Origin of the sequence: Methylobacterium brachiatum (genome assembly GCF_020523825.1) — a bacterium.
Classification (GTDB): domain Bacteria; phylum Pseudomonadota; class Alphaproteobacteria; order Rhizobiales; family Beijerinckiaceae; genus Methylobacterium; species Methylobacterium brachiatum.
In genome coordinates, this window is the sequence record NZ_JAJALK010000006.1 from 144,352 (window position 1) to 170,730 (window position 26,379).

General features: G+C 69.4%; 19 protein-coding genes. 12 read left to right on the forward strand and 7 right to left on the reverse strand.

Features of this window, described 5'->3' with window-relative positions; genetic code table 11:
• The first annotated feature begins 81 nt into the window (after window positions 1–81).
• The 5 genes from acs to LGR69_RS15990 all read left to right on the forward strand — a co-directional run bounded on the left by acs (window position 82) and on the right by LGR69_RS15990 (window position 6,777).
• Window positions 82–2,028: an acetate--CoA ligase gene (gene acs / locus LGR69_RS15970; protein ID WP_230366622.1), complete on the forward strand. Its 1,947-nt coding sequence runs from the start codon at window positions 82–84 to the stop codon at window positions 2,026–2,028.
• Between the two features lie 133 nt (window positions 2,029–2,161).
• Window positions 2,162–2,536 (forward strand): DUF485 domain-containing protein, encoded by a 375-nt coding sequence (locus tag LGR69_RS15975; RefSeq protein WP_091863189.1) that lies wholly within the window; start codon window positions 2,162–2,164, stop codon window positions 2,534–2,536.
• Window positions 2,533–4,215 carry a cation acetate symporter gene (locus LGR69_RS15980; protein WP_007564843.1) on the forward strand — a complete coding sequence of 561 codons (1,683 nt, stop codon included), beginning with the start codon at window positions 2,533–2,535 and terminating at the stop codon, window positions 4,213–4,215. Before LGR69_RS15975 ends, LGR69_RS15980 begins: the two co-directional genes overlap by 4 nt.
• A gap of 240 nt (window positions 4,216–4,455) precedes the next feature.
• Window positions 4,456–6,138 (forward strand): MFS transporter, encoded by a 1,683-nt coding sequence (locus LGR69_RS15985; RefSeq protein ID WP_370881346.1) that lies wholly within the window; start codon window positions 4,456–4,458, stop codon window positions 6,136–6,138.
• A 498-nt stretch (window positions 6,139–6,636) separates the two neighbouring features.
• A complete protein-coding gene (locus LGR69_RS15990; protein ID WP_007564839.1) occupies window positions 6,637–6,777 on the forward strand; it encodes a hypothetical protein in 141 nt (46 codons plus the stop codon).
• Here the strand turns inward: LGR69_RS15990 and LGR69_RS15995 are convergent.
• The 4 genes from LGR69_RS15995 to LGR69_RS16010 all read right to left on the reverse strand — a co-directional run bounded on the left by LGR69_RS15995 (window position 6,769) and on the right by LGR69_RS16010 (window position 12,189).
• Window positions 6,769–7,023 (reverse strand): hypothetical protein, encoded by a 255-nt coding sequence (locus LGR69_RS15995; RefSeq protein WP_007564837.1) that lies wholly within the window; start codon window positions 7,021–7,023, stop codon window positions 6,769–6,771. The genes LGR69_RS15990 and LGR69_RS15995 overlap by 9 nt on opposite strands.
• Window positions 7,024–7,621: 598 nt before the next feature.
• The gene (purH, locus tag LGR69_RS16000; protein WP_230366624.1) at window positions 7,622–9,220 is read right to left on the reverse strand and encodes a bifunctional phosphoribosylaminoimidazolecarboxamide formyltransferase/IMP cyclohydrolase; all 1,599 of its coding nucleotides are present in this window, start codon (window positions 9,218–9,220) and stop codon (window positions 7,622–7,624) included.
• A gap of 68 nt (window positions 9,221–9,288) precedes the next feature.
• On the reverse strand, window positions 9,289–11,025 hold the full coding sequence (locus LGR69_RS16005; RefSeq protein ID WP_007564834.1) for a heparinase II/III family protein: 1,737 nt from the start codon (window positions 11,023–11,025) through the stop codon (window positions 9,289–9,291).
• A gap of 225 nt (window positions 11,026–11,250) precedes the next feature.
• On the reverse strand, window positions 11,251–12,189 hold the full coding sequence (locus LGR69_RS16010; RefSeq protein WP_370881347.1) for a metal ABC transporter substrate-binding protein: 939 nt from the start codon (window positions 12,187–12,189) through the stop codon (window positions 11,251–11,253).
• A 148-nt stretch (window positions 12,190–12,337) separates the two neighbouring features.
• Here LGR69_RS16010 and LGR69_RS16015 point away from each other — a divergent pair, with 148 nt between their 5' ends.
• The 7 genes from LGR69_RS16015 (at window position 12,338) to LGR69_RS16045 (ending at window position 23,212) form a co-directional block, all read left to right on the forward strand.
• On the forward strand, window positions 12,338–12,859 hold the full coding sequence (locus LGR69_RS16015; RefSeq protein ID WP_230366625.1) for a Spy/CpxP family protein refolding chaperone: 522 nt from the start codon (window positions 12,338–12,340) through the stop codon (window positions 12,857–12,859).
• A 109-nt stretch (window positions 12,860–12,968) separates the two neighbouring features.
• Entirely contained in the window at window positions 12,969–14,729 is a 1,761-nt protein-coding gene (locus LGR69_RS16020) for an ABC transporter ATP-binding protein (protein ID WP_230366626.1), read from the forward strand.
• A gap of 102 nt (window positions 14,730–14,831) precedes the next feature.
• Window positions 14,832–15,935: a branched-chain amino acid aminotransferase gene (locus LGR69_RS16025; RefSeq protein WP_230366627.1), complete on the forward strand. Its 1,104-nt coding sequence runs from the start codon at window positions 14,832–14,834 to the stop codon at window positions 15,933–15,935.
• A gap of 93 nt (window positions 15,936–16,028) precedes the next feature.
• Window positions 16,029–17,852: a zeta toxin family protein gene (locus tag LGR69_RS16030; RefSeq protein WP_230366628.1), complete on the forward strand. Its 1,824-nt coding sequence runs from the start codon at window positions 16,029–16,031 to the stop codon at window positions 17,850–17,852.
• A gap of 152 nt (window positions 17,853–18,004) precedes the next feature.
• Window positions 18,005–19,291, forward strand: coding sequence for an oxalate/formate MFS antiporter (gene oxlT, locus LGR69_RS16035; RefSeq protein ID WP_230366629.1), 1,287 nt, complete (start codon window positions 18,005–18,007; stop codon window positions 19,289–19,291).
• A 223-nt stretch (window positions 19,292–19,514) separates the two neighbouring features.
• Window positions 19,515–21,260: an oxalyl-CoA decarboxylase gene (gene oxc, locus LGR69_RS16040; protein ID WP_230366630.1), complete on the forward strand. Its 1,746-nt coding sequence runs from the start codon at window positions 19,515–19,517 to the stop codon at window positions 21,258–21,260.
• A 380-nt stretch (window positions 21,261–21,640) separates the two neighbouring features.
• Window positions 21,641–23,212, forward strand: a complete 1,572-nt coding sequence (locus LGR69_RS16045; protein ID WP_230366631.1) for an ABC transporter substrate-binding protein — start codon at window positions 21,641–21,643, stop codon at window positions 23,210–23,212.
• Between the two features lie 9 nt (window positions 23,213–23,221).
• Here LGR69_RS16045 and LGR69_RS16050 read toward each other — a convergent pair whose 3' ends face one another.
• The 3 genes from LGR69_RS16050 to LGR69_RS16060 all read right to left on the reverse strand — a co-directional run bounded on the left by LGR69_RS16050 (window position 23,222) and on the right by LGR69_RS16060 (window position 26,231).
• Entirely contained in the window at window positions 23,222–24,397 is a 1,176-nt protein-coding gene (locus LGR69_RS16050) for an HPP family protein (protein ID WP_230366632.1), read from the reverse strand.
• A gap of 82 nt (window positions 24,398–24,479) precedes the next feature.
• Complete coding sequence (gene frc, locus LGR69_RS16055) at window positions 24,480–25,730, reverse strand: formyl-CoA transferase (protein ID WP_091863200.1); 1,251 nt, start codon at window positions 25,728–25,730, stop codon at window positions 24,480–24,482.
• 57 nt (window positions 25,731–25,787) lie between these two features.
• Window positions 25,788–26,231, reverse strand: a complete 444-nt coding sequence (locus LGR69_RS16060; RefSeq protein ID WP_007566491.1) for a PAS domain-containing protein — start codon at window positions 26,229–26,231, stop codon at window positions 25,788–25,790.
• Window positions 26,232–26,379: the final 148 nt, after the last annotated feature.

A 26,379-nucleotide genomic window follows, 5' to 3' on the forward strand; every position in this document is an offset into this window, starting at 1 on the left:
TGTAGGCTACTTTACTTTGGAAGTCCTGGCTGCGCGGCCCACGCCGCGATACGATCGGGCACCAAACAGGGATGGAATGCCATGGAAGGCAAGGTCGTCGAAGTGCAGGCTGCGTGGCGTGAGGGTGCTCACGTCGACGACGCCCAGTATCGCGCACTGTACGAGGCGTCGGTCTCAAATCCCGACGCTTTCTGGGGTGAGCACGGCAAGCGCATCGACTGGATGACGCCGTTCACCAAGGTCAAGAACACGAGCTTCGAGCCCGGCCGGGTCTCGATCAAGTGGTTCGAGGACGGCAAGACCAACGTCGCCTACAATTGCATCGACCGGCACCTCGAGACCCGCGGCGATCAGACCGCGATCATCTGGGAAGGCGACAACCCGGACGAGTCCAAGCACATCACCTACCGGGAGCTGCACGCGCAGGTCTGCCGGATGGCCAACGTCCTGCGCAACCGCGGCGTCAGCAAGGGCGACCGCGTCACCCTCTACATGCCGATGATTCCCGAGGCCGCCTACGCGATGCTGGCCTGCGCGCGGCTCGGCGCGATCCACGCCATCGTGTTCGGCGGCTTCTCGCCGGATTCGCTGGCCTCGCGCATCCAAGGCTGCACCTCCAAGGTGGTGATCACCGCCGACGAGGGCCTGCGCGGCGGCCGCAAGGTGCCGCTGAAGGCCAATGTCGACGCGGCGATCAAGCGGATCGGCACCGATCTGGTCGAGCACGTGATCGTCGTGCGCCGCACCGGCGGCAGCGTCGAGATGGAGCCGGGCCGCGACGTCTATTACGACGAGGCCGCCGAGCAGGTGACCGACCATTGCCCGGCCGAGCCGGTGGAGGCGGAGCACCCGCTGTTCATCCTCTACACCTCGGGCTCGACCGGCCAGCCGAAGGGCGTGGTGCACACGACCGGCGGCTACCTGGTCTACGCCGCGATGACCCACCAATACGTCTTCGATTATCGCGAAGGCGACGTGTATTGGTGCACGGCCGATGTCGGCTGGGTCACGGGTCACAGCTACATCGTGTACGGGCCGCTCGCCAACGGCGCGATCACGCTGATGTTCGAGGGTATCCCGACCTACCCGTCGACCTCGCGGTTCTGGGAGGTGGTCGACAAGCACAAGGTCAACATCTTCTACACCGCGCCGACCGCGATCCGCTCGCTGATGGGCGGCGGCGAGGGACCGGTGAAGAAGACCTCGCGGGCCTCGCTACGGGTGCTCGGCTCGGTGGGCGAGCCGATCAACCCGGAAGCCTGGGAGTGGTACTACAACGTCGTCGGCGACAAGCGCTGCCCGATCGTCGACACCTGGTGGCAGACCGAGACCGGCGGCATCCTGATCTCCCCGCTCCCGGGCGCCACGGCCCTGAAGCCCGGCTCGGCGACGCGGCCGTTCTTCGGCGTTAAGCCCGAGATGGTGGACGCCGAGGGCAAGGTCCTGCAGGGCCCGTGCGAGGGCAACCTCTGCATCGCCGATTCCTGGCCCGGCCAGATGCGCACGGTCTACGGTGACCACGAGCGGTTCGAGCAGACCTACTTCTCGACCTATCCGGGCAAGTACTTCACCGGCGACGGCGCCCGCCGGGACGCGGACGGCTATTACTGGATCACCGGCCGGGTCGACGACGTGATCAACGTCTCCGGCCACCGGATGGGCACCGCGGAGGTCGAATCCTCCCTCGTCGCGCACCCGAAGGTGGCCGAGGCCGCGGTCGTGGGCTACCCGCACGCGGTCAAGGGCCAGGGCATCTACGCCTACGTCACCCTCAACGACGGCGAGGAAGGCGACGACGCCCTGCGCAAGGAGCTGGTGGTCTGGGTCCGCAAGGATATCGGCCCGATCGCCTCGCCGGACCTGATCCAGTTCGCCCCCGGCCTGCCGAAGACGCGCTCCGGCAAGATCATGCGCCGGATCCTGCGCAAGATCGCCGAGGACGATTTCGGCGCGCTCGGCGACACCTCGACGCTCGCCGAGCCGGCGGTCGTCGAGGACCTGATCGAGAACCGGCAGAACCGGCCCTGATCGCGGCGTGCCGCGCCGGCGCGTGACGCGGACGAGACGGGTGCCGGTCCGGCGCCCGTCTCCAACAAGAACCACGAATCTTGGTCTCAAGAGGAACCGGAAGGCCGAAGCGCCTTCGCGGGAGGACAACGTCATGAGCGGCTCGACACTCGGCCTTCGCGGGGGCACGGCGCCCCCACCATCCCGCACCGCCGCTGCGGCGGTCGATCCGCAGATCGACCGGATCGTCCGGACCCCGGAATTCAAGCAGCTCGTCGCCGAGCGCACCCGGTTCGGCTGGATCCTGACGATCCTGATGCTGGTCGTCTATTTCGGCTTCATCGGCCTGATCGCCTTCGACAAGTCGCTCATGGCCGTGAAGGTCGGCGGCGGCACCGCCTCGCTCGGGCTGTTCATGGGCGTGTTCGTGATCCTGTTCGCCTTCGCCCTCACCGGCATCTACGTGGCCCGGGCCAACACGCGCTTCGACGCGCTGAGCGATGCCCTGAAGCGGAGCGTCGGCCGATGAACCGGATTCTTCTCGGCCTGACGCTGGCCACGATCACGGCCTGCGCGGCCTATGCGGCCGGCCCGGATCTCGGCGCCGTGAGCCAGGCGGCCACGAACTGGCCGGCCATCGGCATGTTCCTGTTCTTCGTCGTGCTGACGTTGGGCATCACCTACAAGGCCGCCAAGGGCACCAAGTCGGCCGCCGACTTCTACGCCGCCGGCGGCGGCATCTCGGCCGGGACCAACGCCCTGGCGATCGCCGGCGACTACATGTCGGCCGCCTCGTTCCTCGGCATCTCGGGCCTGGTCTACACCTCGGGCTTCGACGGCCTGATCTACTCCACCGGCTTCTTGGTCGGCTGGCCGATCGTGCTGTTCCTGATCGCCGAGCGCCTGCGCAACCTCGGCAAGTTCACCTTCGCCGACGTGGCGAGCTTCCGCCTCGACCAGACCGCGATCCGCATCATCTCGGCGGTGGGCACCCTGGTGGTGGTGGCGTTCTACCTGATCGCCCAGATGGTCGGCGCCGGTAAGCTGATCCAGCTGCTGTTCGGCCTGCCCTACCTCTACGCGGTGATCATCGTCGGCGTGCTGATGATCGTCTACGTCGCCTTCGGCGGCATGAAGGCGACCACCTGGGTCCAGGTGATCAAGGCCTGCCTGCTGCTCGGCGGCGCGTCCTTCATGGCCGGCGCCGTGCTGCTCAAATACGGCTTCAACCCCGAGGCGCTGTTCGCCAGCTCGGTTCAGGTCCACCCGAAGGGCGACGCCATCATGGCGCCCGGCGGCCTGGTCTCGAACCCGATCGAGGCGATCTCGCTCGGCGTCGGCCTGATGTTCGGCACCGCCGGCCTGCCGCATATCCTGATGCGGTTCTTCACGGTCTCGGATGCCCAGGCCGCGCGCAAGTCGGTGTTCTACGCCACCGGCCTGATCGGCTACTTCTACATCCTGACGTTCATCATCGGCTTCGGCGGCATCGCCCTGCTGATGTCGGATCCGAGCTACTTCAAGCTCGGCGCGGCCGGCACCTTCGACAAGCTGAAGGACATGATCGGCGGCACCAACATGGTCGCCGTCAATCTCGCCAACGCGGTCGGCGGCCCGTACTTCCTGGGCTTCATCTCGGCGGTGGCCTTCGCGACCATCCTGGCGGTGGTGGCGGGCCTCACCCTCGCCGGCGCCTCCGCGGTCAGCCACGACCTCTACGCCCAGGTGATCGCCCGCGGGCGCACCACCGAGAAGCACGAGGTCAACCTGTCGAAGATCTCGGCCGTGGTGATCGGGATCGTGGCGATCTATCTCGGCTACGTCTTCGAGAACCAGAACGTCGCCTTCATGGTCGGTCTGGCCTTCGCGGTGGCGGCGAGCTGCAACTTCCCGGTGCTCGCCATGTCGATCCTGTGGCGCGGCACGACCACCTGGGGGGCGCTCGCAGGTGGCCTCGTCGGGCTGATCTCGGCGGTCGGGATGGTGGTGCTGTCCAAGGCCGTCTGGGTGGTGACGTTCGGCAACGCCGCGCCGATCTTCCCCTACGACAACCCGGCCCTGTTCTCGATGCCGCTGGCCTTCGTGACGATCTGGGCCGTGTCGAGCCTCGACAAGTCCCGCAAGGCCCAGCGCGAGCGCGCCGCCTTCGAGGCGCAGTTCGTGCGCTCCGAGACCGGCATCGGTGCTGTGGGCGCGCACGCCCACTGAGACGGCGGCTCACTGGCGAGAACCGGGGGGCGCGGCGCGAGCCGCGCCCTTCGTCGTTCGGGCCAGCCGCTGTCGTCGGCAAGCCGCCATGTTGATGACGGCTCCCACCATCACATTGCGGATTGACCGAGAGGTTCCTTACCGTCACGCATACGTGATCTGCGCCCCGTGCAGGGCGCGCAGTCCGCCATCTGCGGCCGACGCCATCGGCCGCGCGCGTCGTCTGGGAGGTACCGGGTCATGGCTGGGGCAACTGCGATCCCGCGGGCGGGGGATGCCGCGAGACCGATGAGTTCGGCGGAGAAGCGGGTGATCTTCGCCTCTTCGCTGGGCACCGTCTTCGAGTGGTACGATTTCTATCTCTACGGCTCGCTGGCGGCGATCATCGGCGCCCAGTTCTTCTCGGCCTATCCGCCGGCGACGCGGGACATCTTCGCGCTGCTGGCCTTCGCGGCGGGCTTCATCGTCCGGCCGTTCGGCGCCCTGGTCTTCGGCCGCGTCGGCGACCTGGTCGGGCGGAAATACACCTTCCTGGTCACGATCCTGATCATGGGCCTGTCGACCTTCATCGTCGGCATCCTGCCCAACGCCGCCACGATCGGCATCGCGGCGCCGATCATCCTGATCGTCCTGCGGCTGGCCCAGGGCCTGGCGCTCGGCGGGGAGTATGGCGGCGCGGCGACCTACGTGGCCGAGCACGCCCCCAACGGCCGGCGCGGCTTCTACACGAGCTGGATCCAGACCACGGCGACGCTCGGCCTGTTCCTGTCGCTGCTGGTCATCCTGGCGACCCGGACCTTCACCGGCGAGGCGGCGTTCGCCGAATGGGGCTGGCGGATCCCGTTCCTGGTCTCCGTCCTGCTCCTCGGCATCTCCGTCTGGATCCGCCTCCAGCTCTCGGAATCGCCGGCCTTCCAGAAGATGAAGGATGAGGGGAAGACCTCGAAGGCGCCGCTCACCGAGGCGTTCGGGCAGTGGAAGAACGCCAAGTTCGCGGTGATCGCCCTGTTCGGCCTCGTCGCCGGCCAGGGCGTGGTCTGGTACACGGGCCAGTTCTACGCGCTGTTCTTCCTGCAATCGATCCTGAAGGTCGACGGCTACACGGCCAACCTGCTGATCGCGTGGTCGCTGCTCCTCGGCACGGGCTTCTTCGTGGTGTTCGGCTGGCTGTCGGACAAGATCGGCCGCAAGGTCATCATCCTGGCGGGCTGCGCCATCGCGGCGGCGACCTTCTTCCCGATCTTCAAGGGCATCACCGCCACCGCCAACCCGAAGCTCGAGGCCGCGATCGAGCGCGTGAAGGTCACGGTCACGGCCGATCCGGCCGCCTGCGGGACCCTGTTCAACCCGGTCGGCACACGGGTGTTCTCGGCGCCCTGCGACCTCGCCCGCGACTTCCTGTCGAAATCCTCGGTGAAGTACGACACCGCGCCCGGTGCGCCCGGCCAGCCGACCACGATCCGGGTCAACGACACCGAGATCGCCTATCCGCAGGGCGGCACCCCCGAGGCCAACAAGGCCGTGACCGCCGCGCTCCAGGCGGCGGGCTACCCGAAGGCCGGCGATGCCGACATCGTCAAGATGGCGAACCCGTTCGACATCTTCCGGCCGCAGGTCGCCCAGGTGATCGGCCTGCTGTTCATCCTCGTGGTGTTCGTCACGATGGTCTACGGCCCGATCGCCGCCATGCTGGTGGAGCTGTTCCCGACCCGGATCCGCTACACCTCGATGTCCCTGCCCTACCATATCGGCAACGGCTGGTTCGGCGGCCTGCTGCCGGCCACCGCCTTCGCCATGGTGGCCCAGACCGGGGACATCTATTACGGGCTCTGGTACCCGATCGTGATCGCGGTCGCGACGGTGATCATCGGGTTGCTGTTCGTGCCCGAGACTAAGGATCGCGATATCTTCGCCGATACCTGAGCGCCGCCACGCCGGTCGCCTGACGACACCCGGGCCGCCCGCGCGGTCCGGGTGTTCTGCGTTTGGGGGCTCAAAGCCGGCTCCCGGATCGGATCGCGGCCGGTCGCGGCGAGAGCAGCGTCACGCGGCCTCAACAGGCCGAATCGGTATCACGCGCGCCTGTCAGCGGCGCCGATCGCTCAGGCTATTGTCGCAGGTGCGCTTGATCACGCATGGACCCGGCCGGGCGCGGTACTGGCTATCCTGCGACCTCCGGACGCCCTGCGTGGCCGCAAAGCAATATACCGCGAAAGATTGACATTCCCGCGTGACACGGCAGCGAAGAGACTATCATCGCCACCCGTCTAGTGGTACGGGCGGCACGCGCAAGTGTGAGATACAGACATACAAGTTGTATTGCGACAACCACTTGTTGCCCATCAAAAATCAGTTTTGACGGAACCAAGAGCCGCATTCGCCCGTCTTCGACACGCTTTATGGCAAGACAGGATATCTAACGTGAACGACGTTCTGACACAGTTCCGTCGAAAGAGCGGCAGCAAGCCGCCGTTGTCCCTGGTCCTTGCCGCCAATGTCACGACGATCGTGCTCTGGGCCCTGATCTGTAACCTGGCGGAACGTCCAATCTGGCTATGGTAGCGGCGACGGCCCGTTCCGCTTGTCTGCGTAAAGACCGCTGCAATAGGCGCCGAGCAGGTAGCCAGCTTGGTGGGCGGTGAGATAGCCGAGCACGATCAGCACGTGGAGCAGGTCGAGCCCCGGTCCGAAGGCGAACAGGATCAGTGCCCCGACCATGATCAGGATCGAGGTCGCGATCATGACCAGCATGGTATAGGACCAGCCGATCAGCACGCCGACCACAAATAGCACTGCAGCGAGTAACATCGCGTCACCTGGCCCAAGGTTGTTCAGCGCACGCCGCTAAAACAACATCCCCGAAATGGGGCTCCGAAGCCCTATGTCACGGGCGCCGCACACGCGATCCACGAACAGATCGCGCAATCCGTCGCAAAAGTTCCGCCGGACCGCGGATTTCCCATGCCGCGCAGGCGCTGAAATATCAAGCCCTGGCACACATCCTGCTCGATTCGCATAAAATACAGCGTTTTCGGCGGCCCGATATTTGGTTTTGCAAAATCGATGCTGCAAGACTGCCCGATCGGTGGGCAACGTGTCGCCGATAGATCCATAGTCGAACTGCCGGCCCCGCCATTCGGGGCTGCCGAATGCCGTCAGGGCGCATCCGTTTCTGGGTACAGCGTTAACACGACGCCCGCCCCTGTCCCGCAAACGCGGCGCGCAACGGCTCCGACGCTTCACGCGCCGGCAGTCCGAGGCCCGCGCAACCGCGCGCCCGACCGGCGGGGCATACCACGCAGCCGCCCGCCCCGGGGTGAACCGGCCGGTTTGCAGTGGGGCCATCGCCCCTTCGTCTCGGCAATGCGTCCGGTCCCGGTGCGGGGCGCCGCGGGACCGCCTCGCCTCAGTGCCGGAAGTGGCGGTGCCCGGTGAAGACCATCGCCAGCCCGGCCTCGTCGGCGGCCGCGATCACCTCGGCGTCGCGCATCGAGCCGCCCGGCTGGATCACCGCCGTCGCGCCGGCCTCGGCGGCGGCCAGCAGGCCGTCCGCGAAGGGAAAGAAGGCGTCCGAGGCGACCACGGAGCCGACCGCCAGGCTCTCGGCGACGCCCAGGCGCTTGGCGCCCTCCGCGGCCTTCCAGGCGGCGATGCGCGAGGAATCGACCCGGGACATCTGCCCGGCCCCGATCCCCACCGTGGCGCCTGCCTTGGCGTACACGATGGCATTGGACTTCACGTGCTTGGCGACCCGGTAGGCGAACCGGAGATCGGCCGATTCGGCCTCGGTCGGCGCGCGCTTGGTGACGACCTTGAGCGGCATGTCGTCGACCACGACCGCATCCCGGCCCTGGACCAGCAGGCCGCCGGACAGGGTGCGGACGGTCTCGCCCGGCGCCCGCGGGTCGGGCAGGCTGCCGGCGAGCAGGAGGCGCAGGTTCTTCTTGCCCGCCACCAGGGCGATGGCTTCGGGCGTCGCATCCGGGGCGATGATCACCTCGGTGAAGATCTCGACGATCTTGCGGGCGGCCTCCGCGTCCAGCGTCCGGTTCAGCGCGACGATGCCGCCGAAGGCCGAGGTCGGGTCGCAGGCGAGCGCCCGCTCGTAGGCCTCGAGCAGGCTGGCGCCCTCGGCGACGCCGCAGGGATTGGCGTGCTTGATGATCGCCACCGCGGCGGCGCGCGCCGGGTCGAACTCCGCGACGCATTCATAGGCGGCGTCGGTGTCGTTGAAGTTGTTGTAGGACAGCTCCTTGCCCTGGAGCTGGCGGGCGGTTGCGACTCCGGCCCGGACCAGGCCCGGCGCCCGGTAGAAGGCGGCCGACTGGTGCGGGTTCTCGCCGTAGCGCAGGCTCTGGGCGAGCGTGCCCCCGAAGGCGCGGAACCGGCCGGGCGCCTCCGTCCCGAACTGCACTGCCATCCAGTTGGCGATGGCGGCATCGTAGGCGGCGGTGCGGGCGAAGGCCTTCTGGGCCAGCTGGCGGCGCAGGTCGCCGCCCACGGCGCCGTCGTTCTGCTCCAGGGCCGCGAGGATTGCGGGGTAATCGGAGACGTCGGTGACGACGGCGACGTCGGCGTGGTTCTTGGCGGCCGCGCGAATCATCGCCGGCCCGCCGACATCGATATTCTCGATGCAATCGGCCTCCGGCTTGTCGGCCGCGATGGTCGCCTCGAACGGGTAAAGGTTCACCACCAGGAGGTCGATCGCCCCGATGCCGTGGGCGGCGAGCGCGGCCTGGTGCTCGGGGTTGTCGCGGATGGCGAGCAGGCCGCCATGCACCGCCGGGTGCAGGGTCTTCACCCGCCCGTCCATCATCTCGGGAAAGCCGGTCAGGTCGGCGACCTCGGTGACCGGCAGGCCGGCTTCCTGAAGGGCGCGATGGGTGCCGCCGGTGGAGACCAGCGCGATGCCGCGGGCGTCGAGCGCCCGGGCGAATTCGACGAGGCCGGTCTTGTCCGAGACCGAGAGGAGCGCGCGGGAGACCCGCACCTGATCGTGCGCCATAGCAGCTTGCCGAACCTTGAGATTTCGGCGCGCGGTAGCATGGAACCGGGGCGCGGGGCCAGCCGGGATCAGGGGGCGGTCGCGCCCCGCATCGGTGCCGAGGCCAGCCGCTCGAAGCTCCAGCGCACCTCGACGTCGTCGGACACGCGCAGGTGCAGCACGATCTGGTCGGTGCGGCGCGGCCCGGTGAGGCCGGAGAAATACACGCTCTCCTCGATGGCGATCTCGGCGCCCGAAGCCCGGAACACCCAGATCTCGCCGAGGGCCGAGGCCAGTTCGAGCCCCTCGGGCACCCCGCGCACCGCGATGCCGGGATGCAGGTGGAAACGAATCGCCACGTCGTGGCCGCGCAGCCGGCCCTTGCCCTGGCGCAGGAAAGCGTCCCGGCCCTCGAGCCGGGCCTCGGCGGGGAAGAGCTGCCAGCGCCGCTCGTGCACGATGCCGAATTCCGGCGCGTAGCCGTCGTGCCTTGCGGCCAGCACGGTGCTGTCGGCCTCCTCGACCCGCTCGGCCGCCACCGCGGCAGGGCCGCGCAGGACCACGGCGCCGCGCCGGCGGATCAACCACTCGGCGACCACGCGCTCGCCCCACCAGCCCGTGGCGGTGAGGAACCGGCAGGACGAGGAATCGGCGACGCTGGCGGTCGAATGGGCCGGCGTGGATCGGGCGAGGAGGCGCAGGTCCGGCCCGGAGGCCGGCAGGCCGCAATTGACCACGATGCGCTGCGGCCCGCTCGACATCTCGAAGGCGAGGCACCCCGCCCCGGCATTGAGCGAGTAGGGCAGCGGCGGGCTCTTACCGACATCGGCGACCACGATGACCCGGCCGCCCTCCAGGCGCTCGTAGCCGGAATTGGGCGCGTGCATCATCGGCCGGGCGAGCGCGCCATCATAGACCAGGAGCGTGGCGAGATGGTCCGCGTCGGTGGCGCCCATGCCGTTGAAATGGCTGAGCGACGCGTCCGGGTGGCGCAGCAGCCGCAGCAGAGGCAGCATCCGGTCCACCGCCCGCAGCAGGGCGGCCGGCGGCTCGACGCTGCGGCTGAGATAGCTCTGGCGCAGGGGCAGCAGGTCGAGCAGCAACTCCATGGCGAAGCGCGGGTCGCGGGAGCGGTGGCCGCCATCCGTGAGGATCTGGCGGTCGAGCTCGCGCGACAGGATCCGGGTCGCCCGGCGCAGGATCGGCTGGATGCCGTCGCAGCACAGGCCGGCATAGCAGAGCGCCACGGCGGCGTTCAGGCGCCATTGCGGCGGCACGCCCCGCCGGAGGTCGCGCTCCAGCTGCTGGGCGTTGCGGGCGATCGCCTTCAGGAAGTTCTGGTAGAAGGTGTGGTCGGCCCCCTCGAGCACGAGGGGCGACTGGCACAGGAACGAGATCAGCCGCCGGGCCGCCACCGGGGTGTGGCGGGCCAGGGCTGGGTCGCCCCGGCCGGCGATGAAATCCGCCACGAAGGCCCGGGCATTGGCGCGGGCGAGCGCGGTGTCGGCCGCCCGCAGGTGGCGGAGCCAGCCGAAGCCGTAGAGCTCATCGGCCCATTCCGGCGAGGGCGCCGCGTAGTCGAAGGGCGAGCCGCCGCTCGCCGCGAGCGACCGGCCGGCGAAGACGAACATGCCGGCATAGATGTCGTCGGCGAAGGTGGCGTCGGAGGTGCGCAGGTCCTGCGGGGCGATCACCAGCCCGGTGACGCGCATCCGCGCCAGGATGTCGGGCGAGGCCGTGAGGCTGGCGCCGACAGCACGAAGGGTCCGCGCGGTCTCGCGCGCCACGAGCCGATAGAAGCGCCAGCGGTCAGGCCCCCAAGCCACGCGATCTCCGAGCCAAGCGATCTCACCAGGCCCCAAGGGCCCGAGCCCTCGGATACGAGGATCGGCTGGCACCCGTTTCGTTTCAGGGTAGAGGCGGCCTCTTAACCGGCGGTTTACGCTATGTCATTCCCGCGGCGGGAAAGAATGCGGGATCATGCACGCTGCGGTTGTGTCGCTCCGGCAGCGCGTCCGTAGGTTCGGCTCCCGAAATCGGGGGTCGGCCGCTCAGCCCGGGGTCAGGGCCGCGTCGAACGCCCGCAGGTTCGAGCGCATCATGTCCAGATAGGTCGCCGCCGGCCCGTCCGGCCCGGACAGGGCGTCGGAATAGATCCTGCCGCCGATCCGCGCGCCGCCCTCGCGGGCGATCTGCTCCATCTGGCGCGGGTCGCTGATGTTCTCGAGGAACACCGCCGGCACCTTCTCCCGGCGGATCTGCCGGATGATCGCCGCGATGTCCCGCGGGCTCGCCTCGCTCTCGGTGGACACGCCCTGGGGCGCGATGAAGCGCAGCCCGTAGGCGTCGGCGAAGTAGCCGAACGCGTCGTGGGTGGTGATGATCCGGCGGTTCTCCGGGGGAATCTTCTCCACCGCCCGGCGCACCGCCTGGTCGAGCTCGTCGAGCTGCGCCGTGTAGGCCTCGGCCGCGGCCCGGTAGGCCTCCGCATGGGCTGGATCGACCTTAGCCAGGCCGTCGCGGATGTTGGCGACGTAGATCCGCACGTTGGCGACGCTCTGCCAGGCATGCGGATCGACCGCGTGGTGGTCGTGGTCGTGACCGCCGTCGGCATGGGCGTGCTCGTGCACGGCGGCGATGGTCTTCACCCCCGTGGAGGCGACGACGACCGGCGCGCGGGTGCCCGAGGCCCGGATCAGCCGGTCGAGCCATCCTTCGAGCCCCAACCCGTTGACGACCACGATGTCGGCCGTCGCGAGCTTCTTGGCGTCGGCCGGGGACGGGCTGAAGCCGTGCGCGTCGGAATCGGGGCCGACCAGGTTCGTCACCGCCACGTGCGGGCCGCCGACGACACGCACAAGATCGCCGAGGATCGAGAAACTCGCCACCGCGCGGATTTTCTCGGCGTCCGGGGCCGCCCGGCTCGGAAGAGAGAAGCCGAGCCCCAGGATGAGCCCCACCAGCCACGCCAACCGAACCGTCCCGCGCACGTCCTGTCCTCCCAATCCACCGGGGTCACGGAGCCTGTAATGTAACAATGTTACATACACAAGCGGGATACACGGCCGGCGCCTGATGCGCGCTGTGGGTCGCTGCCGGGTCATCGCCGCGGCGACCGAGCGTGAGATGGAGCATGCCATGTCCGGACGTTTGAGAGCCGCCCTTCTCGTCACCGGTGCCCTCGGCCTGGGCCTCGTCGGAGCGGCCGCGGCGCATGACCGTGGCTCCGACGGTGTCCGGGACCACGGGCGTTGGAGCGCGCTGACCCCGGAGGATCGGGCCGCCTTCGCGGATGCCCGCATCGCCGGGCTCCATGCCGGCCTGAAGCTCAATGCCGACCAGGAGAAGCTGTGGCCGCCGGTCGAGGCCGCGCTGCGCGACATGGTCAAGCTGCGCCAGCAGCGCCGCGCGGCGATGCGCGACCGCCCGAAGATGTCCGACGACGCGCCGGCCGCCCTGCGGGCGATGGCCGATGCCGCCTCCGCCCGGGGCGAGGCCCTGCGCAAGCTCGCCGACGCCGCCCAGCCGCTCTACGCGAGCCTCGACGAGGGCCAGAAGCGGCGCGCCATGATCCTGGCCCGCCCGATGGGCGGCCATCGCCACGGCGGCTGGCATCGCCATCGCGACGACGAGCGCGGCCCCGGCGGCGACGACCGCTGAACGCCGCCGACGGCAAAAAACTTGATCCGCAGCGGCGGCGGCTGCAAACCGCTGCCGCCGCGGATCTTGCCTCAGGGAGCCCGGTGACAGGACCGAACCGGTAAGCTCCATGGCGCGCCTCCCCGGCGACACCTTCCCCCTCCTCGTCCGCCTGTGGCGCACCTGGCTCTATCCCCACCGCGCGACGCTCGCCGTGGTGCTGGTGCTGATCGCCCTGGTGGGCGGCTCGACCGGGCTGTACCCGGCGCTGATCAAGGCCGCCTTCGACGCCTTCGACCGCAAGGATGCGGCGGCCATCGCCTACGGGCCGCTGGTGGTGATCGTAGTCACGGCTTTGCGCGGCTTCTCGCTGTTCGGGCAGACGGTGCTGACCAACCGGGTCGTCACCCGGGTCGAGGCCGACATGCAGGCGGCGCTCTACAGCCACCTGATCGAATCCGACCTGGCGCAGCTCGGCCGCGAGAGCCCGGCGGCGCTGACCCAGCGCTTCACCACCGATTTCGCCTTCATCAAGGAGGCGCTGACCCGCATCTCCACGGTGCTGCTGCGCGACATCGCCATGCTGATCGGGCTGGTCGCGGCCTTGATCTGGATGGATCCGGTCCTGACCCTGGTCGCCGGCCTGACGGTGCCGTTCGTGGCCGGGCCGATCGGGCGGATCGGCAAGAAGCTCCGGCGGGTCTCGACCACCACGCAGGAGCAGATGGGCGCCACCGCCAGCCTGATCTCCGAGAGCCTGCAGGGCGCCCGGGTCGCCAAGACCTACGCCATGGAGGGCTACCTCAAGGGCCGGGCGGTGCAGGCGCTCAATGAGGTGCGCCGCCTCAAGATGAAGGCCGCCAACGCCCGCGGGCGCCTCGACCCGCTGCTGGAGGTGGGCGGCGGCATCGCGGTGGCGGGCGTGCTGGTGCTGGTCGGGCAGCGGGTGCTGGCCGGCGAGCGGACGGTGGGCGATTTCACCGGCTACGTGGCGGCCCTGCTGCTCGCCGCGCAGCCCGCCCGGGCCTTGGGCAACCTCAACGCCATCCTGCAGGAGGCGGCGGCGGCGTTGCGGCGCTATTTCGACGTGATGGACGAGGCGCCCCAGATCCGCGAGGCGCCCGATGCGGCGCCGCTCGTCGTCACCGCCGGGGAGATCCGGTTTGAGAGCGTGCAGTTCCGCTACCGCCCGGACGCGCCGGCGCTCGAGGGGATCGACCTCACGGTTCCAGCCGGCGCCGCCACCGCGCTGGTCGGGCGCTCGGGCTCCGGGAAGTCCTCGCTGCTCAATCTCGTGCCGCGGCTCTACGACGTCACCGTCGGCCGGGTGACCATCGACGGGCAGGACGTGCGCGCCGTGACCCTGGCCTCGCTCCGCGCCGCCGTCGCGGTGGTCTCGCAGGAGGTGGTGCTGTTCGACGACACCATCGCGGCCAATATCGGCTTCGGGCGACCTGGGGCGAGCCGGGCCGAGATCGAAGCGGCCGCCCGCGCCGCCGCCGCCCACGACTTCGTGACCGCCCTGCCGGAGGGCTACGCGTTCCGCGTCGGCCCCTCCGGCAACCGCCTTTCCGGCGGCGAGCGCCAGCGTGTCGCCCTGGCCCGGGCCTTCCTGAAGGACGCGCCGATCCTGCTCCTCGACGAGGCGACCTCGGCGCTCGATTCGGAATCCGAGCGCCTGGTCCAGGAGGCGCTGACCCGTCTGATGCGCGGCCGTACCACCCTGGTGATCGCCCACCGCCTCTCGACGGTGCGGGAGGCCGACCGGATCGCCGTGATGGAGGCCGGCCGCGTCATTGAGACCGGTCGCCACGACGACCTGATTGCGGCCGGGGGCGCCTATGCCCGTCTGCACCGGATGCAATTGTCGGAGCCGGCGCCCGCTGCGTGAGCCGACCTGCTATCGCGCCGCCGGCACGGCAAATCCGGCGCATGAGTCATGCGCGCGCTCCGTAGATTCGTCCGCCGGAGCGCGGCATAAGGGCTTGAGTCTATGAGGACCCCACCCGTGAGCGACCTGACGTTCGAGACCCACGCCCATCCCGCCCGCCGGACCAGCGCCGAGCGGGCTGCCCTGATGGAGAATCCGGGCTTCGGCAAGGTGTTCACCGACCACATGGTCGTAGCCCGGTACTCGGCCGGTCGCGGCTGGCACGATGCGCGGATCCAGGCGCGCGAGGCGATCCCGCTCGATCCGGCCGCCGCAGTGCTGCACTACGCGCAGGAGATCTTCGAGGGCCTGAAGGCCTACCGCACCGCCGATGGCGGGGCCGCCCTGTTCCGCGCCGACGCCAATGCCCGCCGCTTCCGCCAATCGGCCGAGCGCATGGCGATGGCGCCGTTCCCCGAGGAAGCGTTCGTCGAGGCGATGCACAAGCTGGTGCAGATCGACCGCGACTGGATCCCCGACACGCCCGACGGCAGCCTGTACCTGCGGCCGTTCATGATCGCCAACGAGGCGTTCCTGGGGGTGAAGCCGGCCTCGGAATACCTGTTCGTCACCATCGCCTCGGCGGTGGGCTCCTACTTCAAGGACCCGACCGGCACGGTCACGGTCTGGATCTCGGAGCATTTCACCCGCGCCGCGCCGGGCGGCACCGGGGCGGCCAAGTGCGGCGGCAATTACGCCGCGAGCCTCGCCGCGCAGGCCGAGGCCGCGCGCCAGGGCTGCGAGCAGGTGGTGTTCCTCGACGCGGCCGAGCGCCGCTACATTGAGGAGCTCGGCGGCATGAACGTGTTCTTCGTGTTCGCCGACGGCACGCTCCAGACGCCGCCGCTCTCCGACAGCATCCTGCCCGGCATCACCCGCGACTCGGTGATCACCCTGGCCCGCGAGGCGGGGCTCACCGTCAAGGAGGAGCCCTACACGGTCGACGCCTGGCGGGCCGACGTCCGCGCCGGCCGCCTCACCGAGGCCTTCGCCTGCGGTACCGCCGCGGTGATCACGCCGATCGGCACCGTGAAGGGCCGCGAGGACAACTTCACCATCGGCGACGCGGTGGCCGGACCGGTGGCCCGCCGGCTGCGGGGCATGTTGGTCGATATCCAGCGCGGCACGACCCAGGATTCGCACGGCTGGTTCCAGAAGGTCTTTTAGGGCATCGTCCGGACAGACACTGTCCGGCACCCGAAAACAGACGATGCCCCACCAAAACCTGAGGGCATCGTCCTGGATCCGATCTTCAGGACGATGCCCGAGGCTCTTGCGCCCCGCCCGGGCGCATCCGTGACCGGACCGGCCGCCGCTCCCCCGGTCGCCGGGCCTTGGAATCCCGGCGTCCAGTCGGACCTGCCGGCCGCCTTCGCCCCGCTGATCACCGTCTATCGCCCCGAGCACGTCGAGACGCCGCTGCGCGACGCCCTCGAGATGAGCGACCTGTGCGGCCTGCCGGCCCGCCAGCTCACCCGGATCCGGCCCTGGCGCCTGGTGGTCCACGAGGTGCTGATCCGGGTCATGTCCGACCTGTCGGTGCCGGTGGGCGCGGTCTATGCGGATCTCGGCGTCAATTTCCGGTCGATCGTCGCCGCCATCCTGCGCGAGGGCATCGAGCCCCGGCTCGGTGAGGTCGAGGCAGCCCTGGCGGCGCTCCGCGCCGAGGCCGACGCCGTGCTCCGGCGCGAGATCGCCGCGATCCTCGACGACCCGCCGCCCCCGGCAGCCCCGGAGCCCGGCTGGCTCGACCGGCTGCTCGGGCGTCGCCCGCCACCGCCGAGCCCGCCGCCCCGGCAGGATCCCGCGACCCGGGCGCTGAACCACCTCGAGGCCTGGCAAGGCCGGGCGCTGCAGGCCGGCGACGGCCTGGAGATCGCCGCCTGCGAGGCCCTGCGCGGCGTCGTCTCCGGGATCCTCGCGCGGCAGAACACGCTGATCCGCGATCCCGCCCTGTTGCGCGGCATCGCCGGGACCCTGGTCTCGAACGGCTACGGCAGCCGCCGCATCGGCGAGCTGATCGAGCCCTGGATCGCCGCCGTGGTCGAGGCCCGCGGCTATCGGCGTCTCGCGCCGCAAGCCCATCCGGTGGTGATGAACGTCAAGGGTGCCTCGGCGTCCGGCAAGAGCACGATCCGGCCCTACCAGCTCGGGCTGGCCCGGCGGCTCGGGATGGCCTGGTCCGACTTCGCGGTGATCACCCCGGACGTCTGGCGCAAGTTTTTGCTCGACTACGACAGCCTCGGCCCGGCGACCCGGTATGCCGGCACGCTCACGGGCTACGAGGTCGAGATGATCGACATGAAGCTCGACCGCTACGTCACCCGCAAGGCGGCCGAGCGGCGGATCTCGAACCTGCTGATCGACCGGTTCCGGTTCGACAGCTTCCAGGCCGAGGCCGGCTCGGATGGCGGCGGCCAGTTGCTCACCCGGTTCGGCGAGCGGGTCTACATGCAGTTCATGGTGACGCCGCCGGCCGACACGGTGGAGCGCGCCTACAAGCGCGGCGAGCAGTTCGGCCGGTTCAAGGCGGTCGAAGACCTGCTGGCCCACAATGTCGAGGCCTATACCGGCATGCCGCGCCTGTTCTTCAACTGGGCGCTCGCCCGGGACAAGCAGGTGGTCTGCGAGTTCCTGGACAACAGCGTCCCGCAGGGGGAGCGCCCGCGCACCATCGCGTTCGGGGCCGGCGGGGTCCTCAACATCCTCGACGTGAAGGGGCTGATCGACATAGATCGGTTTCGCAAGGTCGACATCTTCGCCCACGGGCCCGACGAAGTCTTTCGCGGGGTCGACCTCGCGGCGGCGGCCAACACCAGCTTTCTGCGCGACTGCCTTCGCCGGATGGACGCGGTCCGGTTCGCCCGGGCCGAGACCGGCCGCGTTTTCGTCCGCCTCGATCGCGGGCGCGTCACCGGCCTCGATCGCGGGGTCCTGTCGGAGGTGGCGGATGATCCCGATTGGGAGGCGGCCCGCGCGGTGATCGGCATCTCCGAGGATGCCGCCGGGATACCGGAGATCGATGAGACGCTTGTCCCGGCGGACGAGCCGACGCTGGGCAGCTGGGGACCCAGCGCGACCTGACCGGCAGACGGAACAATATTTCCGAGACTGACAGCGAACCGCCGCCGTATCGGTCTGGTATATTGCATGCCTGAGCCGAATATGCATGATTGAGCCTGCACGAGACAGACGCGCCAGCTCAAGGACGCGCTGCCCACCAGAGAGGCTCAGGGATGGAACGCCAGGATTCGCCGTCGGCGAAATGGTGGCAGCTCGCCTTCGGCGTGATCTGCATGGCCATGATCGCCAACCTGCAATACGGCTGGACGCTGTTCGTCGACCCCATCGATCAGCGCTACCACTGGGGGCGGGCGGCGATCCAGCTCGCCTTCACGTTGTTCGTCGCCACCGAGACCTGGCTCGTGCCGGTGGAGGCCTGGTTCGTGGACCGCTACGGCCCGAGCCTCGTGGTCGCGTTCGGCGGGGTGATGATCGCCCTGGCCTGGACGATCGACGCCTACGCCGACAGCCTCGCGCTGCTCTATCTCGGCGCGGTGGTCGGCGGCATCGGCGCCGGCTCGGTCTACGGCACCTGCGTCGGCAACGCGCTGAAGTGGTTCCCGCATCGCCGCGGCTTGGCCGCCGGCGCCACCGCGGCCGGCTTCGGTGCGGGCGCGGCAATCACCGTCGTGCCGATCGCCCGGATGATCGCCTCCAGCGGCTATCAGGACGCCTTCCTGTATTTCGGGATCGGCCAGGGCGCCATCGTGCTCGCCCTCGCCTTCCTGCTGCGCAAGCCGACCACCATCGTGCCGATGCAGCGCAAGAGCCTGCGCCTGCCCCAGACGAAGATCGACCGCAGCCCCCGCGAGGCGGTGCGCACGCCGGTCTTCTGGGTGATGTACGCGATGTTCGTCATGGTCGCCTCCGGGGGCCTGATGGCGGCGGCGCAGATCGCCCCGATCGCCCAGGATTTCCACGTCGCCGGCGTGCCGGTCAGCCTGTTCGGCCTCCAGATGGCAGCGCTGACCCTGGCGATCTCCCTCGACCGGATCTTCGACGGGTTCGGCCGGCCGTTCTTCGGCTACGTCTCCGACAATATCGGCCGCGAGAACACGATGTTCATCGCCTTCTCGACGGCGGCCCTGGCGGTGATCGTCCTCCTCACCTACGGCCACCACCCGATGGTGTTCGTCTTCGCCACCGCGGTGTATTTCGGGGTGTTCGGCGAGATCTACTCCCTGTTCCCGGCGACCTGCGGGGATACGTTCGGGTCGAAATACGCCGCCAGCAATGCCGGCCTGCTCTACACCGCCAAGGGCACCGCGGCGTTCCTGGTGCCGTTCGCCAGCCTCCTGTCGGCGGCCTATGGGTGGTCGGCGGTGTTCTCACTGATCATCGGGCTCAACGTCGCCGCCGCCGCGCTCGCGATCTTCCTGCTGCGGCCGCTGCGCGCCCGCTACCTCGCCGAGGCCGAGCATCCCGCGGCGCTCGCCGCCCAGCCGATCCGGGCGGCCTGAACGGCCTTTGACATCACGCCGTCCCTCGAACGACGCTCGGCCTACACGGATCTCCTACCCTTCCCCTCATCCTGAGGCGACGAAGCGAAGCGGAGGCCTCGAAGGAGGGCTCCGTCGAGGCCCGCCGGCGCGGGCACCTCAGGATGCGGATAGCGGGTCGGAGATCCTGACAGAAACCTCGAAAGCACCCCGTACCGACACTGAATTTCCGGGAGAAACAGCGATGACCGCTCTGGCAAAGATCGTCCACACCGCCCCCGAGATCGAGGCCGAGCCCGATCTCACCGACGGCTTCCACCTCGTCATCGACGCGCTCAAGCTCAACGGCATCGAGACGATCTACGGCGTCCCGGGCATCCCGATCACCGATCTCGGCCGCATGGCCCAGGCCGCGGGGATGCGGGTCGTGTCGTTCCGCCACGAGCAGCATGCCGGCAACGCCGCCGCAATCGCCGGCTTCCTCACCCAGAAGCCGGGCATCTGCCTCACGGTCTCGGCGCCGGGCTTCCTGAACGGCCTGACCGCGCTCGCCAACGCCACCACCAACTGCTTCCCGATGATCCTGATCTCGGGCTCGTCCGAGCGCGAGATCGTCGATCTCCAGCAGGGCGACTACGAGGAGATGGACCAGCTCGCCATCGCCAAGCCCCTGTGCAAGGCGGCCTTCCGGGTGCTGCACGCGGCCGATATCGGCATCGGCGTCGCCCGGGCGATCCGCGCGGCCTGCTCAGGCCGTCCCGGCGGCGTCTATCTCGACCTGCCGGCCAAGCTGTTCTCCCAGGTGATGGAGGCCGAGGCCGGCCAGAAGTCGCTGGTGAAGGTGATCGATCCGGCCCCGGCCCAGCGCCCCGCCCCCGAGGCGATCACCCGGGCGCTGGAGGTGCTGAAATCCGCCCGCCGGCCGCTGATCGTGCTCGGCAAGGGCGCGGCCTACGCCCAGGCCGACGACGCCATCCGCGCCCTCGTCGAGACCAGCGGCATCCCGTACGTGCCGATGAGCATGGCCAAGGGGCTGCTGCCCGACACCCACCCGCTCTCGGCCGGCGCCGCGCGCTCCACCGCGCTCAAGGATTCGGACGTCGTGCTGCTGATCGGCGCCCGGCTCAACTGGCTGCTGTCGCACGGCAAGGGCAAGAGCTGGGGCGAGCCGGGCTCGACCAAGTTCATCCAGATCGACATCGAGCCGCGCGAGATGGATTCGAATGTCGAGATCGTGGCCCCGGTGGTCGGCGATATCGCCTCCTGCGTCCAGGCGCTCCTCGACGGGATGGGCCAGGGCTGGCAGCAGCCCCCGGTCGACTGGATCGACACGCTCAAGACCAAGCGCGAGGCGAACATCGCCAAGATGGCGCCCAAGCTCATGAGCAACGCCTCGCCCATGACCTTCCACGCGGCGCTCGGCGCCCTGCGGACCATCGTGAAGGAGCGGCCCGACGCGATCCTGGTCAACGAGGGCGCCAACACCCTCGACCTCGCCCGGGGCATCATCGACATGTACCAGCCGCGCAAGCGCCTGGATGTCGGCACCTGGGGCATCATGGGCATCGGGATGGGCTTCGCCGTCGCCGCCGCGGTCGAGACCGGCAAGCCGGTCCTGTGCGTGGAGGGCGACAGCGCCTTCGGCTTCTCGGGCATGGAGGTCGAGACCATCTGCCGGTACGGGCTGCCGGTCTGCATCGTCGTGTTCAACAACAACGGCATCTACCGCGGCACCGATTCCGACCCGACCGGGCGCGACCCGGCCACCACGGTGTTCGTGAAGGATTCCCGCTACGACAAGATGATGGAGGCCTTCGGCGGCGACGGCTACCACGTCACCTCGCCGGACGAGCTGACCCGCGCGGTCAACGCCGCCATGGATTCCAGCCGACCCTCGCTCATCAACGCCGTGATCGACCCGGCCGCCGGCAGCGAGAGCGGCAATATCGGCAGCCTCAACCCGCAGAGCGGGATCAAGAAGAAGGCGTGAGGCGCACGCCTCTCAGGGGGCGATGTGTTCTGCAGACGTTCGAGAGTGTCTTGAGCGTTGGACCATCCACCCTGTCATCCCGGGGCCGCGTAGCGGATCCCGGGATCCAGAAACTCAGGTGGAGCAAAGCCTTGCGCCGTCAGCGCATCTGGATTCCGGGCTCGCCTGCGGCGCCCCGGAATGACATTGTGGCCAGCGGCCGCCGCTCCTGAACGGTGTTTTTGGGGCCACGTCGCTTGAGGCATCGACAAGGGCCCGAGCCTCGTCCCCCAGATAGCCAACAACCACCGGTAATCCTCCCGCGGATCCGGGCCGCTCGCCCTCCCCGTGGCCCGCCTCGTGCTAAGCTTCGGCGACACGCATCGCAGGGGCGAGCCGACATGCTGACCAGACGATCCTTCGTGGCCCTGTCGGGCGCGGCGCTCGCCGCCCCGGCACTCGCCCAGGGCACGGCCTCCCGGGTGCTCAAGTTCATCCCGCAGGCCGACCTGACGGTGCTCGACCCGATCTGGACGACCGCCTACGTGACCCGCAACCACGGGCTCGCGGTGTTCGACACCCTGTACGGGACCGATGCCAGCTACGCCGCGCAGCCGCAGATGGTCGCTGGCCACGTCGTCGAGGATGACGGCAAGCTGTGGCGCATGACGCTGCGGCCCGGGCTGACTTTCCACGACGGCACGCCCGTGCTCGCCCGCGACTGCGTCGCCAGCATCAATCGCTGGGCCAAGCGCGACCCGATGGGCCAGACGCTCATGGCCTACACGGACGAGCTCTCGGCCCCCGACGACCGGACCATCCAGTTCCGGCTGAAAAAGCCCTTCCCGCTCCTGCCCGACGCGCTGGGCAAGGTCGGCTCGCCGATCTGCGCGATCATGCCGGAACGCCTCGCCAAGACGGACGCGTTCACGCAGGTGACCGAGATGGTCGGCAGCGGCCCGTTCCGGTTCAAGGCCGACGAGCGGATGGTCGGCGCCCGGGTCGTCTACGAGCGCTTCGACAAATATGTCCCGCGCGAGGGCGGTGAGCCGCAATGGACCTCGGGCCCCAAGCGCGCCTTCCTCGACCGGGTCGAGTGGCACGTCATCCCCGATCAGGCCACCGCCGCCTCGGCGATGCAGACCGGCGAGATGGATTGGTGGGAGCAGCCGCCCGCCGACCTCGTGCCGACGCTCGGCAGCCTGAAGACCTCGATCAAGGACCCGACCGGGCTGATTGGCTGCCTGCGCATGAACCAGCTGCTGCCGCCCTTCGACAACCCGGCGATCCGGCAGGTGCTGCTGAAGGTGGTCGACCAGACCGACTTCATGCAGGCGGTGACCGGCGACGACCCGAAGCTGCGGCACGTGCCGGCCGGCTTCTTCTGTCCCGGCCTGCCGATGGCGAGCGAGGCCGGCCTCGACGTGCTGACGAGCAAGCGCGACTTCGACGCCGCCAAGAAGGCGCTGACGGCGGCCGGGTACAAGGGCGAGAAGGTGGTGCTGATGGGCGCCTCCGACTTCCCGAGCCTGAAGGCGCTGAGCGATGTCGCGGCCGACATGCTCACTCGGGCCGGCTTCAACGTCGATTATCAGGTCATGGATTGGGGTTCGGTGGTCCAGCGGCGGGCCAAGCGCGACCCGATCGCCCAAGGCGGCTGGAGCATCTTCTGCACCTTCTGGGCCGGGCTCGACCAAGCCAACCCGGCGGTCAGCGCCTTCCTGCGCGGGACCGGCGCGAGCGCCCCGGTCGGCTGGCCGACCAGCGAGAAGCTCGAGACGCTGCGCCAGGAATGGCTCGATGCTCCCGACACCGCCGCGCGCAAGACGCTCGCGGACGCCCTGCAGAAGCAGGCCTTCGCGGACGTGCCCTACCTGCCGCTCGGGCAGTATTTCAACCAGACCTCGTACAAGCCCTCTGTGACCGGGGTGCTCGACGGCGTGCCGGTATTCTGGAACGTCAGGAAGGGCTGAGCGGGCGGGTCAGGCCGGCACGGCATCCGCGGCCCTGCGGGCCCGCGCCGGACCGCCGGGCCCGGCATCGGCCATCAGCGCCGGGATCAGATCGGTCTGCGAGACGATCCCGACGAGCCGGCCATCCGGATCGACCACCGGCAGGTGGTGGAGGGCCGCCTCCGCCATCCGGAGCACCAACTCGGCCAGCGGCGTGTCCGGGGTGACGGGCTCGACCGCACTCATGATGTCGGCGGCGCAGCCATGGGGCGCCCGCCCGCGCTCCACGGTCAGCTGCAGGCGGCGGCCGAGGCCCAGCCGCGGGCCGCTCCGGTCCCATTCGGCCTTGTCCAACAGGTCGGTCTGCGTGACGATCCCGAGCACCCGGGCGCGCTCGTCGGTGACCGGCAGGGCCTTGATCCGGTGGCGGCGCAGCAGGTGCAGCGCCTGCGCCAGGGAATCGTGCGGCGCGACCCCGATCACGTCGCGGGACATGATCGCCGCGCAGGTGGTCTGGCCCGGGCGGCGCCCATAGACGCGCATCTGCACCCGCCGCAGGATCTGCTCCAGGTCGCTGCGGTCGACGTCGAGCAGCTGGTCGAAATCCTGCAGGGCCGCATCGAGGTCCGAGGCCAGGAAGCCGAGGCGGGACGCCGGCGCCCGGTCGTCGGTCCGCGGGCCGGCCGGGCGCAGGTGCGGATAGGCGCGGCCGGTGAGGTTGTTGAACAGCAGGGCCGCACTCAGCAGCAGCAGCGAATTGGCCGCCACGGGCCAGAGCACGAAGCCGTAGCCGAGTTCCCGGATCGCCGGGCCGCCGAGAACAGCCGTCAGGGCCACCGCCCCGCTCGGCGGGTGCAGGCAGCGCAGGGCCATCATCAGGGCGATCGCCAACCCGATGGCCACGGAGGCCGCCACGAACGGGTCCGGCACCCAGGTCGCGGCCGTGACGCCGACCAGGGCGGCCACGAGGTTGCCGCCGAGGATTGACCAGGGCTGTGCCAGGGGACTGGCCGGCACCGCGAAGAGCAGCACCGCGGAGGCGCCCATCGGGGCGATCAGGACCGGGGCGGCCTCCGGCCCGATCGCGGCGCGGCAGACCAGGCCGGTGGCCAGGATCCCCAGCAGGGCGCCGGCGGCCGAGCGGAGACGCTCGCGCTTGCTGACCGGCGTCAGCTCGGGAAGGAGGCGGCTGAGCAGTGATCGCATCGGATCCGCATCGTGCACATGAGTCGGGACGGCGCAGGGCGCGCTGTCCCGACTCAGATTAGCAGAGGTTCGGAGCCGCTTATCAGACGGCGCGGGCCTCGTGCATCGCCTGGATCTGCGCGGGGCTGTAGCCGAGGCCGGTCAGCACCTCGTCGGTGTGCTCGCCGAGCAGCGGCGAGGCCTTCACCTCGACGGTCATGTCGGAGAACTTGATCGGGCTGCCGACGGTCAGGTAGCTACCGAGCTTCGGATGCGGCACCTCGACGACGGTGCCGCTGGCACGCAGCGACTTGTCCTCGGCGATCTCCTTCATCGACAGGACCGGCGCGCAGGGGATGTCGTAGGTGCGCAGGATGTCCACCGCCTCGAACTTGGTCTTGTCGGCGAGCCATTCCTCGATGGTCTTGAAGATGTCGAAGATTTTGTCCTGCCGGGCCCGCGGGGTGTTGTAGGCGGGATCGGTGATCCAATCCTCGCGGCCGAGCACCTTGCAGATCGGCGCCCAGGCATGGCCCTGGATCGTGAAGTAGATGTAGGCGTTCGGGTCGGTCTCCCAGCCCTTGCACTTGAGCACCCAACCGGGCTGGCCGCCGCCGCCGGCATTGCCGCCGCGCGGCACCACGTCCGAGAATTCCCCGTGCGGGTATTGAGGGTATTCCTCGAGATAGCCCAGCGCATCGAGGCGCTGCTGGTCGCGCAGCTTCACCCGGCAGAGGTTGATCACCGAATCCTGCATGGAGACGGCGACCTTCTGGCCGGTGCCGGTCTTGTTCTTCTGGTGCAGCGCCGTGAGGATGCCGATGGCGAGGTGCATGCCGGTGTTCGAATCACCGAGCGCGGCGGCGCTGACGGTCGGCGGGCCGTCCCAGAAGCCGGTGGTCGAGGCGGCGCCGCCGGCGCATTGGGCGACGTTCTCATAGACCTTCAGGTCCTCGTAATGGTGCCCGTCGGAGAAGCCCTTCACGGAGGCCAGGATCATCCCGGGATTGAGTTCCTGGATGCGGGCCCAGGAGAAGCCCATCCGGTCCAGCGCCCCGGGGCCGAAATTCTCGACCATCACGTCGGAATCCTGGATCAGCTTCTCCAGCACTTCCTTGCCGGCCTGGGTCTTGGTGTCCAGCGTCAGCGAGCGCTTGTTGGAGTTGAGCATCGTGAAGTAGAGCGCGTCCGCATCTTCGACGTGGCGCAGCTGCGTGCGGGTCACGTCGCCCGCGCCCGGCCGCTCGACCTTGATCACGTCGGCGCCGAACCACGCCAGCAGCTGCGTGCAGGCGGGGCCGGCCTGAACGTGGGTGAAATCGATGATCTTGATCCCGTCCAACGGCTTGCTCATCTGGCGTTCTCCCTTGCGCGTTGAGGATTGCGGTCTTCGGACGGTCCCGGTTTCCGGTCAGGATCCGTTCGGAAGGGCTTCGAGTTCGGCCACCCGCTGGCGGAGGCGTTTCTCCTCGCTCCAGCGTTCGGTTTCGTCGCGGATCACCGCGACGATGCCGGTCACCCGGTCCGACGCGTCCCGGATCATCCCGACCGTGAAGGCGATGGAGAGCTGGCGGCCGTCCTTGTGGATTGCCGGCACTCGCAGGGTCTCGGCCCCGTAGCGGGTGGTGCCGGTCCGCATGGTCTTGGCGTAGCCGTCCCAGTGGCGGCGGCGGTGGCGCTCCGGCGTGATCAGATCGAGGGTCTGCCCGAGGGCGTCCGCCGCGGTGAAGCCGAAGATCCGCTCGGCCGCCGGGTTCCAGACCGTGATCGCCCCCTCCGGATCGGCCACCACCACGGCGTCGCCGATGGCGGCGACGAGTCCCGTGAGGTCGTCCCCGGCGGGGCGGTCCAGCATGGTGTCAGCGTCCGACACGGACGGCCCAGCGGCGATGTCGGGCGGCCGGCATGCGGGCTGTATCGGGGGCAACGAAGCTCGGGTCCGTCATTGCGGTCTCCCTGCGATACGGCGCTAAAGTTCCGGTCGGCCCGGAACTCGTCGCCGC